Origin of the sequence: Arthrobacter sp. Bi26 (genome assembly GCF_918697925.1) — a bacterium.
In the GTDB taxonomy this organism is placed as follows: Bacteria; Actinomycetota; Actinomycetes; order Actinomycetales; family Micrococcaceae; genus Arthrobacter.
Genome location: NZ_CAKKMF010000003.1, coordinates 1 through 12,950, shown reverse-complemented (window position 1 = coordinate 12,950; position 12,950 = coordinate 1). Strand labels below are relative to the sequence as shown.

At 67.0% G+C, this 12,950-nt stretch carries 12 protein-coding genes; 9 read left to right on the top strand and 3 right to left on the bottom strand.

Features of this window, described 5'->3' with window-relative positions:
- The first annotated feature begins 58 nt into the window (after positions 1-58).
- Both LQV16_RS01225 and LQV16_RS01220 read left to right on the top strand, forming a co-directional pair.
- Complete coding sequence (locus LQV16_RS01225; protein ID WP_229992123.1) at positions 59-1,759, top strand: multicopper oxidase domain-containing protein; 1,701 nt, start codon at positions 59-61, stop codon at positions 1,757-1,759.
- A gap of 1 nt (position 1,760) precedes the next feature.
- Positions 1,761-2,660, top strand: coding sequence for a hypothetical protein (locus tag LQV16_RS01220; RefSeq protein WP_229992122.1), 900 nt, complete (start codon positions 1,761-1,763; stop codon positions 2,658-2,660).
- Positions 2,661-2,693: 33 nt separating this feature from the next.
- On the opposite strand, the gene LQV16_RS01215 is transcribed toward LQV16_RS01220, so the two are convergent.
- A complete protein-coding gene (locus tag LQV16_RS01215; RefSeq protein ID WP_229992121.1) occupies positions 2,694-4,433 on the bottom strand; it encodes a long-chain-fatty-acid--CoA ligase in 1,740 nt (579 codons plus the stop codon).
- Between the two features lie 269 nt (positions 4,434-4,702).
- Here LQV16_RS01215 and LQV16_RS01210 point away from each other — a divergent pair, with 269 nt between their 5' ends.
- The gene (locus LQV16_RS01210; protein ID WP_229992120.1) at positions 4,703-6,085 is read left to right on the top strand and encodes an MBL fold metallo-hydrolase; all 1,383 of its coding nucleotides are present in this window, start codon (positions 4,703-4,705) and stop codon (positions 6,083-6,085) included.
- Positions 6,082-7,398 (top strand): erythromycin esterase family protein, encoded by a 1,317-nt coding sequence (locus LQV16_RS01205; protein WP_229992119.1) that lies wholly within the window; start codon positions 6,082-6,084, stop codon positions 7,396-7,398. The genes LQV16_RS01210 and LQV16_RS01205 overlap by 4 nt, the downstream gene beginning before the upstream one ends.
- On the opposite strand, the gene LQV16_RS01200 is transcribed toward LQV16_RS01205, so the two are convergent.
- Entirely contained in the window at positions 7,395-8,195 is an 801-nt protein-coding gene (locus LQV16_RS01200; protein WP_229992118.1) for a hypothetical protein, read from the bottom strand. The genes LQV16_RS01205 and LQV16_RS01200 overlap by 4 nt on opposite strands.
- Positions 8,196-8,374: 179 nt before the next feature.
- On the opposite strand from LQV16_RS01200, the gene LQV16_RS01195 reads away from it, so the two are divergent.
- The 5 genes from LQV16_RS01195 (at position 8,375) to LQV16_RS01175 (ending at position 12,395) form a co-directional block, all read left to right on the top strand.
- Positions 8,375-9,244 carry a universal stress protein gene (locus tag LQV16_RS01195; RefSeq protein ID WP_229992117.1) on the top strand — a complete coding sequence of 290 codons (870 nt, stop codon included), beginning with the start codon at positions 8,375-8,377 and terminating at the stop codon, positions 9,242-9,244.
- Between the two features lie 105 nt (positions 9,245-9,349).
- Positions 9,350-10,036 (top strand): hypothetical protein, encoded by a 687-nt coding sequence (locus LQV16_RS01190; protein WP_229992116.1) that lies wholly within the window; start codon positions 9,350-9,352, stop codon positions 10,034-10,036.
- Between the two features lie 271 nt (positions 10,037-10,307).
- A complete protein-coding gene (locus tag LQV16_RS01185; RefSeq protein ID WP_290369305.1) occupies positions 10,308-11,534 on the top strand; it encodes an inorganic phosphate transporter in 1,227 nt (408 codons plus the stop codon).
- Positions 11,531-11,752: a hypothetical protein gene (locus tag LQV16_RS01180; RefSeq protein ID WP_229992115.1), complete on the top strand. Its 222-nt coding sequence runs from the start codon at positions 11,531-11,533 to the stop codon at positions 11,750-11,752. Before LQV16_RS01185 ends, LQV16_RS01180 begins: the two co-directional genes overlap by 4 nt.
- Positions 11,753-11,846: 94 nt before the next feature.
- Positions 11,847-12,395: a dihydrofolate reductase family protein gene (locus LQV16_RS01175; protein WP_229992114.1), complete on the top strand. Its 549-nt coding sequence runs from the start codon at positions 11,847-11,849 to the stop codon at positions 12,393-12,395.
- A gap of 30 nt (positions 12,396-12,425) precedes the next feature.
- On the opposite strand, the gene LQV16_RS01170 is transcribed toward LQV16_RS01175, so the two are convergent.
- Positions 12,426-12,890 carry a hotdog fold thioesterase gene (locus LQV16_RS01170; protein WP_229992202.1) on the bottom strand — a complete coding sequence of 155 codons (465 nt, stop codon included), beginning with the start codon at positions 12,888-12,890 and terminating at the stop codon, positions 12,426-12,428.
- Positions 12,891-12,950: the final 60 nt, after the last annotated feature.

Sequence of the window (12,950 nt, the reverse complement as noted above, 5' to 3'; positions counted from 1 at the left end):
TTCTTCGAAATTCACTTTTCGACACTGTATTCAGCTCTATTGCCCACTTGGAGGGGCCATGACTACACGACGAGAGATCTTCAAACTGGGCGCTGTCGGCGCCCTCGGCCTTGCCGGGTTCAAAGGCGGCGACGACGACATTCCCACTACTGGTCCGAGCACACCGCTCCTCACCGCCAGCCAACTTGCGCCTCAGAACAAGCCTGTTCCCTACGCGGGCGTCTTTCGCCGCCCGCCCGAGCTCGTCCCCTTCGCGACGGGCTTCGACGGCGGCGACCCGGCCCGGCCGTTCGCCCGGTACGCCCTCACCCAGAAGCTCGGCCAGGCCCAGCTCGTGCCCGGGCTGAACACCACCGTGGCCGGCTACAACGGCATCTTTCCAGGCCCCACCATCCGGGCCATCCAGGGCACCCGGATCGAGGTGCGGATCCGCAACGCCCTGCCGGCCGCCGGGCTCGTGCAGCCCGCCCGCTTTGATACAGTCACCCACCTGCACGGCTCGGCGTCGCTGCCCCAATATGACGGGTACGCCAACGACATCACCATCCCCGGGAACGTGAAGAACTACCGTTACCCCAACTTTCAGCCGTCCCGGACGCTCTGGTACCACGACCACAAGCACCACATCACGGCCCAGAACGTGTACTCAGGACTCGCCGGCTTCTATCCGCTCTCTGACAAGTTCGAGCGTGCCCAGCTGCCGCAGGGCGAGTTCGACGTGCCCCTGATGATCTCGGACGCCATGTTCAATGCCGACGGTTCCCTCGCCTACAACGACAACGACCAGAAGGGCCTGTGGGGGGACATCATCCTGGTCAACGGCGTGCCCTGGCCCACCATGAAGGTCAAGCCGCGGATCTACCGCTTCCGGGTGCTCGATGCGTCCATCTCGCGCTCCTACCGGCCCACGCTCTCCACCGGTGACCCCGTCTACGTGGTTGGCACCGACGGCGGCATGACGCCGAAAGTGCAGGCCGTCAAATCCTGGCGGCAGGGCACGGCGGAACGCTACGAGGTGCTGATCGACTTCCGTAAATACCGGACCGGGCAGCTGATCGAACTGCGCAACCTCAGCAACAAAAACAACATCGACTTCGCCAACACGAACAAAATCATGCGATTCCAGGTGGTGGCGGACTCCGGGTCGGGGGCCGGCTCCATTTCCAGCATCCCGGCCACCCTGGACGACGGCGGGGCCGTCAACGCGTCTCTGGGCGCCATTCCCACCATGAGCCTGACGCCGGCGATGGTCAAAGCCAAACGCGAGCTGAAATTTTTCCGGGATCACGGACAATGGACCGTCAACGGCGTCACCTGGGCCGACGTGGAGAAGTCCGGGTTCACCAAGCTGTTCGGCAATCCCCAGCCGTTCGACGTCGAGCAATGGACCATCATCAATGCGTCCGGCGGCTGGTTCCATCCGGTGCACATCCACCTCATTGACGCCAAAATCATCGGGAGGAACACCAACGGCGGCCAGCCGTTCGCCTGGGAAAAGGGCCCCAAGGACGTCTTCTACGCCGGCGAGAACGAGTCCATCACAGCGCTCATGCAATTCGACCCAGGCGCGAACGGAGGTGGCCGTTACATGATCCACTGCCACAACCTGGTCCACGAGGACCACGACATGATGGTGCAGTTCTCCGTGGGCGATCTGAGGACCAACGACCCCGTCACCACGGATCCGCCAGTCCTGGACACTACTCCTCTGGACGCGTTCCAGCCGGTGTACCGGCCCGGATTCCCGGCGGGGACCTGACGTGCGGCGCCTGGGCCAACTGGGGGCCGCGACCCTGCTCGTGCTGGCGCTGAGCGCCTGTACCGGCGGAACGCCGTCACCGGCACCTTCCTCTCCGACCGCCTTGGCCGTGCAGAGCGCCGCGCCTGTCTCGCTGGAGACCGGGACAGACGTAGGCAACGGCCGCCCGGCCGTGAGCCACGACGGGCTGATGGTGCGGCGGCGCGCCGTCATTGCCGTCCACCCCGCCGCAGGCGCCGAGCCGGGCCCGCCACGCGTACGGCTCGAGCAGACAGCGGCTGCGAGCGGCATCGTCCTATCCGACATCCCCCCGAACGTGCTCGAACCAGCGATCCTGGAGCACCTCGCGCCGGAACTGATCCTGGTGCTTCCGGCCGGAAGCACGGGCGAGGACGCGGAGAAGCTGGCCGAACTCGCCTTCGGCCCGGAGGGCACTTACCCGGGAGTGGAGCATGTCCACGTCACCTCAGTCCTGGTCCACGACCTCCAGTTCAGCGTCGCTGCCACCGATCCGGCAGCCCTGGCGGCTTCCATCGCCGAGGAAGGCATTCTCACGGACGCGCTCGGGAACTACGGCACCACCTTGGACAGCGGAGCCCTGAAGGTCACCTATACGGGACCTCTGCTCAGCGACTTGCTGGTGGAATCCGTGCGGATCGGCATGGCCCGCGGCGCCGGCGTCGAGCCCGCGGACGTGGCGCTGGCTCCCCGTTCGGCCACGGGCGAGGGAGTGGACATGTCCCTCGAGCCGGAACCGGCACCCGAGCCTGAGCCGTCTCCGGGGACGCACTCGCACGACGCCGCCGACGAGGACGCGGGCAGCCACGACGCCGCCCACGAGGACGCCGGCAGCCACGACACAACAACAACGACGCCGGGCACTGAGGAGACCGGGCACTGACCGCACCAGTGGCCGGCCGGAGCAAGGGGAACGCTACCGGCCGGCCACAAGTGTGTCCCGGATCTCGCGGCGCAGGACCTTACCGATCAGCGAACGCGGCAACTCGTCCACCACTGCAACGCGGCGCGGGACCTTGTACGCGGCAAGGGTCTCCCGCGCGAACGCCAGCAGCGCCTCCGGGTCGATGCCGGCCCCCGCGGATGCCACGACGGCGGCCACCACGTCTTCGCCGCCGCCCGGGCGGGGAAGTCCCACCACGCACACGTCCCTGACGCCAGGGTATTCGGACAGGACGTCTTCGACCTCCGTGGGGGAGACGTTGAAGCCGCCCGTGATGATGAGTTCCTTGATCCGGTCCCGAACGGTCACGAAATCATCCTTGTCCACCGAGACAATGTCACCCGTGCGGAACCAGCCGCCTTCCAGCAGTGCTTCCTCTGTCTCCTTTGGCCGGTTCCAGTAGCCGGCAAAAACCTGCGGACCCCGGATCAAGAGCTCGCCCTCCGCGCCTGGGGGACGGTCCAGGAGAACGTTCCGCGGGTCCACTACGCGAATGTCGGTCAGCGGAAACGGCACCCCCACTGTTCCCGGTTTCCGGCTGGGCCCGAACGGGTTGCCCAGGGCGATTGGCGAGGTTTCCGTCAGCCCGTAGCCCTCGATCAGGTAGCCCCCGGTCGCCTTTTCCCACGTCTCCACGGTCGCCGTCGGCAGGTTCATCGCCCCCGAGATTGAAAACCGGATGCTGTCCAGCGCGATACCGCGCTCGGCGGCTGCTGCGGCGATCCGGTCGTAGATCGGCGGCACCGCGGGCAGGAACGTGGCGGGCGATTTCTTGTGCGCCTTCAGCACAAGGTCGACGTCGAACTTGGGGAACAGCACCAGCCTCGCACCGATGCTCAGGGCAAACGTCATGCACAGCGTCAGCCCGTAGGCGTGGAACATGGGCAGCACCGCGTACACGGTTTCCCGGCCGTCCTTGAGCCCGGGCACCCAGGCGCGGCCCTGCGCGGCATTGGCCTGCAGATTGGCATGGGTCAGCATGGCGCCTTTGGGCCGGCCCGTAGTGCCGCTGGTGTATTGGATGACAGCCAGGTCACCGGCGGCCGGGCGCGGATGCCTCTTCTTCAGCCCGCCGGCGGCAAGGAGCTCTTTCCACGCCAGCACGGTCCGCGGTGCCGGCTGCGCCTTTGGCCGGGGCGGGTGCTTGCCGGCTGCCAAGGCGGCCCGGGCAGCGCGGGCTGCCGGCACGGGGAGCCGCAGCGCCATCCGCTGCAGCAACGGCATCGCCGGAATCAGTTCAACGGAGACGATGCTTTGCAGCCCGACGTCGGCCGGCAGCTGACGGACCTTGTCAACGGCCTTGTCCCAGACGATGGCGACGGTGGCGCCGTGGTCCTCGAACTGATGGCGAAGCTCGCGGTCTGTATATAAGGGATTGTGTTCGACGACGACGGCGCCCAGGCGCAGCGCCGCGTGGAACGCGATGATGTGCTGCGGGCAGTTCGGCAGGACGAGCGCCACCCGGTCACCGGCCCGGACGCCTAGCGCCTTCAGGCCCGCGGCCGCCCTGCTGATGGAAGCGCCAAGTTCGCGGTAACTGGTGCGCGCGCCGAAGAATTCCAGCGCGGTCTTGTTGCCGTAGCGCCGGACGGACGAGTCCATGAGGTCGACAAGGGACCCTTCGGGGAGCTTGAGATCGGCGGGAACTCCGGGGCTGTAGTGGCGGGTCCACGGGCGTTCGGGACGCAGGGGCCCCGCGGATCTGGTGCTCATGGTTTGTCCTTGCCACTGGGCTGCGCCGGGTTGCCGGCTCCAGGCCCGGCAGGGCCCGTCAAGAAATCCTACCGGGGCGGCCCGCACGGATCCGCCTCACGGGAGCACCGCAGTGGCGGTAGGCGGTGCGTGCCCGGAGGTGACTTTTGGCCCTTGGCACCCGGCAGGCCCGGGCGGAGGCTGGGGCGTACACCGCGAGCCGCAGGTCCGCGCATTTCACTGGGCCGGGCAATGCAAAGATCTACGGGGTAGAGGTCCACGGGAGCGCCATGAAACACCAGCAGCCGAGCCTGAAGTTCCTGGGTGCCACCGACACAGTCACCGGTTCCCGCTACCTGATCGACGCCGGCGGCAGGCGCGTGCTGGTGGACTGCGGGCTCTTCCAGGGCTACAAGCGCAGCCGCGAGCGCAACCGGGCGCCGTTCCCGGTGCCGCCCCGGTCCATTGATGCAGTGGTGCTGACACATGCGCACCTGGACCACACGGGCTACGTCCCGGCCCTGGTCAGGGACGGGTTCGGCGGCCCCGTCTACGCCACCGACGGCACCACAGATCTCTGCAAACTCCTCCTGCCCGACAGCGGCCACCTGCAGGAGGAGGAAGCCCGCTATGCCTCACAGCGGGGATCGTCCGCGCATGAACCTGCGCTGCCGCTCTACACGGCCGCCGACGCCGTCAGGTCCCTCAACAGTTTCAAGGTGTGCGGGTTTGACGATCCCCTTGACCTCGGCGGGGGCGTGGAAGTGACGCTCGTACCCGCCGGGCATATCCTCGGGGCGGCCCAGGTCCACGTCCGGCTCGGCTCGCATTCCGCGCACTTCACCGGGGACCTGGGCCGCGCCGATGACCCGTTCATGTACCCGCCCCGGCCGCTCGGCGAAACGGGCGTCCTGGTGACCGAGTCCACGTACGGCAACCGGAAACACTCCACCGAGGATCCGGAGAAGCAACTGGGGGAGATCATCAACCGTGTCGCGAAACGCGGCGGGGTCATCATGTTCGCCGCGTTCGCCGTCGGCCGGGCGGAAACGCTCATGCTGTACCTGTCCCGGCTCCTCCGAAATGACGCGATTCCCCCCATCCCGGTATACCTGAACAGCCCCATGGCGATCGATGCCTCGGAAATGTACCAGCGTCATCCCGAGGAACACCGGCTCAAGCCGGAGGAATACAGGCAAATGTACAAGCTGGCCAAGCTCACCCGCACGGTGGACGAGTCCAAGCTGCTGAACCTGCGCGGGGGACCCATGATCATCATTTCGGCCAGCGGCATGCTGACCGGCGGACGGATCCTGCACCACGTCGCGGCCTACGGCCCCGATCCGAAAAACGCCATCATCCTCAGCGGCTACCAGGCCGGCGGGACCCGGGGGGCCACCTTGGCCGCCGGCGAACGCGAGCTGCGCATCTACGGGGAAGACATCAAGGTGCGGGCGGAAGTCATCCAGATGGAAAGCCTGTCCGCGCATGCCGACGCCGACGGCATCATCGCGTGGATGAAAGCGGCAGCAAAGGAGCCCCGCATGACCTACATCACGCACGGTGACCCTGACGCGTCCGATGCCCTGCGCAGCCGGATCAAACGCGAACTCGGCTGGCGGGCCCGGGTGCCCGAGCACTTGGAGACGATCGACATCGAGGAACCGCGATGAACTCCAACGGTGTCACCCGGACCACCGTGCTGAAGGAGATCCACGATCTCGCCCGGCCGCTGAAAACCGATCGCGATCTCAACGGCCTCGTACGGCGCGCAGCCGGCTGCCGCTTCGTGGCCATCGGCGAAGCGTCGCACGGCACGCACGAGTTCTATACCTGGCGCGACACCCTCAGCAGGCGGCTCATCACGGAGGAAGGCTACAACTGGATAGGGGTGGAAGGAGACTGGCCCGACTGCTGGCGCATCAACCGCTGGGTCCGCGGCCAGGAGGGGAAGGACCAGGGCGTCCACGCACTGCTGGCCGGCTTCGAACGCTGGCCGACCTGGATGTGGGCCAACGAGGAAGTCGCGGCGTTCCTGGACTGGCTGCGCGGCTGGAACGCAGGCCGGCCCCTGGATAAGCGGGTCGGCTTCTACGGCCTGGATGTCTACTCGCTCTGGGATTCGCTGCGCGAAATCATCGGCTGGCTGCAGGAGAACGTTCCCGACGCCGTGCCCGCGGCCGAGCGCGCCTGGCAGTGCTTCCTGCCCCACCACGAGGACCCGCACCAGTACGCCTGGAGCACGCGGCTGGTGCCGCAGTCCTGCGAGCCCGACGTCGTGGCCCTCCTGACCGAGGTCAGGAACCGGGTCTTCAGCCCTGGCCCCCATGAGGAGGACGCCTTCGACGCCGTCCAGAACGCCGAAGTCGCGGCAAACGCGGAGCACTACTACCGCATCATGGTCCGCGGCGACCGGCAGTCCTGGAACGTCCGCGACCACCACATGGCGGACACCATCGACCGGGTCAGCAGGCACCTCGGGCCGGCGTCGAAGGGCCTGATCTGGGAACACAACACACACATCGGGGATGCCCGCGCCACCGACATGGCGCAGGACGGCCTGGTCAACGTCGGGCAGCTGCTGCGCGAACGCCACGCGGGCGAAGGGGTGCTGCTGGTCGGCTTCGCAGCCCACCGCGGCTCCGTGATCGCCTCCGACGGGTGGGGCCGCCCCGAGCGCATCCTTACAGTGCCGGAAGCCCGTCCGGGCAGCCACGAAGACTTCCTGCATCAGGCCCTCGGGGTGCCGTCAGTGCTGGAGTTCGGCGACGACCGGAGCGGGCCGTGGCTTTCGACACGGCTCGGGCACCGGGCTATCGGCGTCGTCTACCACCCGGAAAGGGAAGCCGGAAACTATGTCCCGACCAGGATGGGGGAGCGCTACGATGCCCTCATCTGGCTTGAACACACCGCCGCACTGCGTCCGGTGCACCATGAGGGACCGCCCCGGGAACCGGAGTTCGAGACCGAGCCCACCGGATTCTAGGCAGGTGTGGATTCCGGCGGCAGTCCGTCGGGCCCAATAGCGTCGGGACGGACGCTGCCCAGGCTGTCCCTTTCAGGCGGCATGCGGTGACGGCGCCGGCCCGTCTCGTACCGGATCATCACGACGGCGGCGGGGATGTACCAGAGCAGCGGCACGAGGCGCAGCGCCGTCGTCGCGGGCCCCAGCGGGGACAACGGCCCCTCCACCGGGATCAGGGACAGCGTCGAGACGAACGATGACAGGGCCGCCACGGCCGCTATCCAGCCAAGCCAGCGCGGGAAGGCCTGCAGCCGCAGGGACAACACTGCGATCGCCAGGAACATGACACCCGCCGGCAGGTTAGCGAGGTTCAGGGTGACGAGGCAGAGGTCGGCCACCGCCGCGGCCACTTCGGGAGGAATCCGGGACTGCGAGGGCAGCGTCAGAGTCAGCTGGGCGGCCTGTCCGAGGATGTTCATTCCCGCGGCCAGGACTCCGGCGGCGAAGGCGAGCCCGGACAGCGTGCCCGGCGCCTTCTCGGTGCGCAACAGATGCGCCCGGACATACGCCAGAAACCAGAGCAGCACGGCTGAACTGAAGACGAAAAGCATGCTTTGCGCGAGGATCAGGGTCCGGTTCTCAAGGAGGAAATCAGGGTAGCCCGGGTCCGCGGCACCCGGCCATGGGCCCGAAAGCGCGCCTTCGAGCATCCCTCCGGCCACGCCCAGGGCGGCGGACAGAAGGCCGCTGAGAGCCCCTGCCAGCCGGAGCCCTCCGGCGTCGGCGGCCGTATTCCCGGGCTGTGACAGGCTGTCCATGGCGGTTCCTCAGGATGTTCGGGGCTCCGGTGCGACGCTACGCGCGCCCAAGGATGGCAAGTGAGGGGCTTAAGGCCCTAAGTCGGCTTTTGGCAGGCGGAGCACACTGAAGTGTCAGGGGACTTGTCGGCTTATGCGGTGCCTAACCATCACTTCACTTCAGAAGAGCAGGATTCAGGATGAGCAATGCAATCGTCGTCGGCTTCAACGGCTCTGCGGGCAGCGAAGCCGCACTGACCTGGGCTCTTGAACGGGCCGCCCGGAACAAGCTGCCGGTCATCGTCGTCCACGCGGTGGACGACCGCTGGATGTCGCCGGATTTCCAATACCACGAGATCATCCGGGATGCGGGGATGGACCTGCTTCAACAAGCCCGGGCAAGCGCCAGCGTGCAGGCCCCGGACGTCGAGGTGGACATCCAGCTTCGTCATGGCAGCGGAGGCTCGGTGCTGCGGGAGGTGTCCAAGGAGGCAGCCATCGTGGTGGTCGGAGGACACGACAAGCGTTGGCTGGACGGCGGTCCCATAACTGACCGTGCCCTGCAGGTTGTCTCCGCCTCGGAATGCCCGGTAGCGGTCATACCCGCCAAAGCGGCAGCCGGGGCCAAGGGCGTGGTAGTCGGCGTGGACGGTTCGGAGGAGTCGCTGCAGGCCGTCGCCTTCGCGGCCAAGGAAGCGGACCTGGGCGGAGACGAGCTCACCGTGGTCCTCGCCTTCAAGAAGCCGGCCCGGTGGGTCGAGAAACAGCTGCCCTCCAGCGGCCTCGCCGAGAGCATGGTCGAAGAGGACCGGATAGTGCTCGCCGAATCGGTCGCGGGCCTCGGCGACAAGTATCCGGACATGACGGTTCGGCAGCGCCTGGAAACGAACACCGAACCGGCAAAGGCCCTTGTGGATATCGCCGCCGCAGCCAGGCTGCTGGTGATCGGCAGCCGCGGACGCGGCGGGTTCTCCCGGACGGTGCTCGGCTCCACGGCGCATGCCGTCCTGCTGCAGTTGCCGTGCCCCACCATCGTCACGCGGGTGCACCGGGTCAAGCACGGGGAGTGACGCCCCGCAGGGCATCCGCTGTTCAGGACCGGCCCGGGACTGGCAGGAAGCCCGGGTCCGAGGAGGGGGCTTTTCGCCGCCGCCAACGGATGGGAGGATGATCCAGTGGACCCCTTCTTCAATTTTGTCACCCACTTTTGGTGGCTCGTCTTTCCCCTGAGCGGGCTGGCCGGCGGGTGGGCGCGGTCCTGGTCTAAAGCCGCTGAACGCCGGCACCGCCGCCGGGTGGAGCTCTACACGCTCAAGAACCAGGCGGCGCAGGCAGAGCAGGCCAGCCAGGCCGATGTGCTGGGCCTCATGAAGGCGCACGACGCCGTCAACAGGCGCTGGCTGGACTACGAACTCGACGTGGGGAAGCTGATCGATTTTCCGGTCATGACGGATGTCCGCGAGCCCCTCACCGTGGCGTTCCTGCGGGCCAAGCGTGAGGCCGACGGGCTGCGGCCCGCCGCCCCCGGCGACGTCAGAACCGCCGCACGGCTTGCGGAGTACCGGGCGGCCGTGACCAGTTTTGAGCTCGCATTCGACGTGGCCGAACGGGAAGCCAAGCGGATCAGGGACAGCAAGTTCACCGGGCCGGAACGCCAGCGGCTGGAGACTGCCCGGAAGCTCCTGCGGATCGCCTCAGACGCGGCCGCGACTCCCGCCGAGCGCCAGACGGCGTACAGGCGCGCCCGCCACGAACTCGACGGGCTCATCGTGCTGCCGGAGGCCACGCTCGCCGCGCTTGAGGACAGGATAGCTTCGATGCTCGACGCCGGCCCGGCGCCGGACGTCCGCCGGACCGTCTAGCGGGCCGCCGCGGGCCGGGCGTATTCCGCCAAGCCCGCTGTGAGGCGCATCGCACCGCCACCATGAATGCCGCCCATCGGACCGGCGGCCGGAATTTAGGGTCTTCTGGCACGTTTTGCCCGGCCGTATTTCCCACGTACCATCGATAAGGTTTCAAGCTGCTTAAGTGACCACTGCGAGTCCATCGGGATAGACACCGTATGTGAGTGGTGGGCACGCGGCACCGGGGATGTGGAACTGCTGACCATGGACACTGCAGATTGGGCAACAGGTGGAAATCACCGTAATGGTGGCGCTAGTGATATCGCTGGCGCTGTTCTTCGACTTCACCAACGGATTTCATGACACCGCGAACGCCATGGCTACCCCCATCGCGACCGGTGCCATCAAACCGAAAACAGCAGTCGCCCTCGCGGCGGTGCTGAACCTTGTGGGAGCGTTCCTCTCCACGGAAGTCGCCAAGACAGTCTCGGGCGGCATCATCAAGGAAGGCGCGGACGGTGTCCAGATCACCCCGGACATTATCTTCGCCGGGCTGATGGGCGCCATCCTCTGGAACATGATCACCTGGCTCAAAGGCCTGCCGTCCAGTTCCTCGCACGCGCTCTTCGGTGGCCTGATCGGGGCTGCGATCGCGGGCATCGGCATCCATTCGATCAACTTCGAGTCGCTTCTGCAGAAGGTTATTCTTCCCGCGATTTTTGCGCCTATCATCGCAGGCGCTGTGGCGTACCTGTGCACGCGGCTGGCCTACGCGCTCACCTCCCGGCATGACCCGGAAACCGGGGACAAACTGACGCAGAAGCGCGGCGGATTCCGGACCGGTCAAATCTTCACGTCCAGCCTCGTGGCGCTGGCCCACGGTACCAACGATGCCCAGAAGACGATGGGCATCATCACGCTGGTCCTGATCTCGGCCGGGACCCAGCCCGCCGGCTCCGGGCCACAGCTCTGGGTCATCGCCTGCTGTGCCTTCGCCATCGCGATCGGCACCTACTCCGGCGGCTGGCGGATCATCCGCACCATGGGTTCCGGCCTCACCGAGGTGAAGCCTGCCCAGGGCTTCGCCGCGGAGTCCAGCACGGCCAGTGCCATCCTGGCCTCGTCGCACTTGGGCTTCGCCCTGTCCACCACGCAGGTGGCCTCCGGCTCAGTCATCGGCTCCGGGATGGGACGCCGTGGCACCACCGTGCGGTGGGGAACTGCAGGCCGGATTGCGATCGGCTGGCTATTTACGCTCCCCGCAGCCGGAATCGTGGGCGCACTGACTGCCATGCTGGTGCAGACCGGGGTCATTGGAGTGATCATGGCGGCAGTCGCCGGCACCGCCGCCGTGGCTTATATGTTCGTGCATTCGCGGAAATCCCATGTTGGGCACCACAATGCAGTCCAGATCGAGGAAGTCGGCCAGGCCGTGCAATTCCGTAAGAAGAAGTCCGCCGCCAGGGCGATCAAGGACTCCGCCGCCGCGATCAAGAACGGGGGCGCCAAGCGATGAAATGGTTGGAACTGCTCAGCGTGGCCGGTGCCACGCTTATAGCTGCCATGACAGTCGTCGTCCTCTACGCCCTGGGTGTCCGGCTCACGGCCATCGCGGGCGACATCCGGAACTCGCCGGCGTCGTGGACCCGACCGCTCGCGTACGCCTGCTTCGCCGTGTGCGGCGCTGCCGTCCTCTTCGGGCTGTACCTGATCGTTCCTTACTTCCACAAGTAAGCCGCTGCCGCACGCGGTTCGGCTGCCGCGTGCAGGTCGGTTGGACGTGCGTCAGGGGATGGGAACCGGGCACCGCATTGGCTAGGCTGGGGCCATGGTGAGCTTCCAGTACTTCGTGGCCTCCTCACTCGACGGGTATATCGCCACTGACAAGGACAATCTGGCCTGGCTGCTTCAGTTCGACGGATTTGAAGGCGGACAGGACAGCTATGACGCGTTCATGGCCGACGTCGGCTGCATCGTCATGGGCGGCGAGACCTACGCCTGGCTTCGGGAACACGAACCGGACACCTGGCCCTATCCGGGCACGCCCTGCTGGGTCTTCACGCACCACGAACACACCGCCCCGAAGGGCGCCAATGTGACGTTCGTGCGCGGGGCCGTTGGCGAGTTCGTGGACGACCTGAAGGACGAGGCCGGCGGCCGGAACATCTGGGTTGTGGGCGGAGGCGTCCTGGCAGCGCAGTTCGCGGACGCCGGGCTGCTGGACGAACTGATTCTCTCGGTCATTCCCGTGGTTCTGGGCAGCGGCAAGCCGTTGCTGCCCATGGCAGGTCCGACGCCGCCGCTGGAGTTGACATCTTCCCGCACCTTGGGCCGGGGCATCGTGGAGCTGCGGTACCGCTTCCAGGCCCGGGCGTAGCCGGATCCGGCACCCGAGCGGTGCGGTCTCCTAGCGCGCGATATCGCGGATAAGGTTTGTGATCCGGGCGGTGGAGAGCCGCCGGCCGTGCTCGTCGGTCATCACGATCTCGTGGGTGGCGAGGGTCCTTCCGAGGTGGATGGCCGTGCAGGTGCCGGTGACGGTGCCCTCGGCGATCGCCCGGTGGTGCGTCGCCCCGACCTCGATTCCCAGCGCCTGCCGGTTGGGACCGGCGTGCATGCCCGCGGCGAACGAACCGAGGGTTTCGGCCAGGACCACGTGGGCCCCACCGTGCAGGATGCCGGCCACCTGCGTGTTTCCCTCCACCGGCATGGTGGCCACGGTGCGCTCCGGACTCATTTCAAGGAAGCGGATCCCCATCTTCACCACGAGGGCTCCGACGCCGTACTGGCCCAGCCAATCGTGCATCTCTTCGGGAACCCCGGCCGCCGCGAGCTCGGCCGCGTAGGGGCCGGGCGTGAAATTGTCCATCATGGGAACTAGGCTGGCACCTGTGAGCGAAACTACCAAACCGGCCCTTGCCCCCCATTCGGC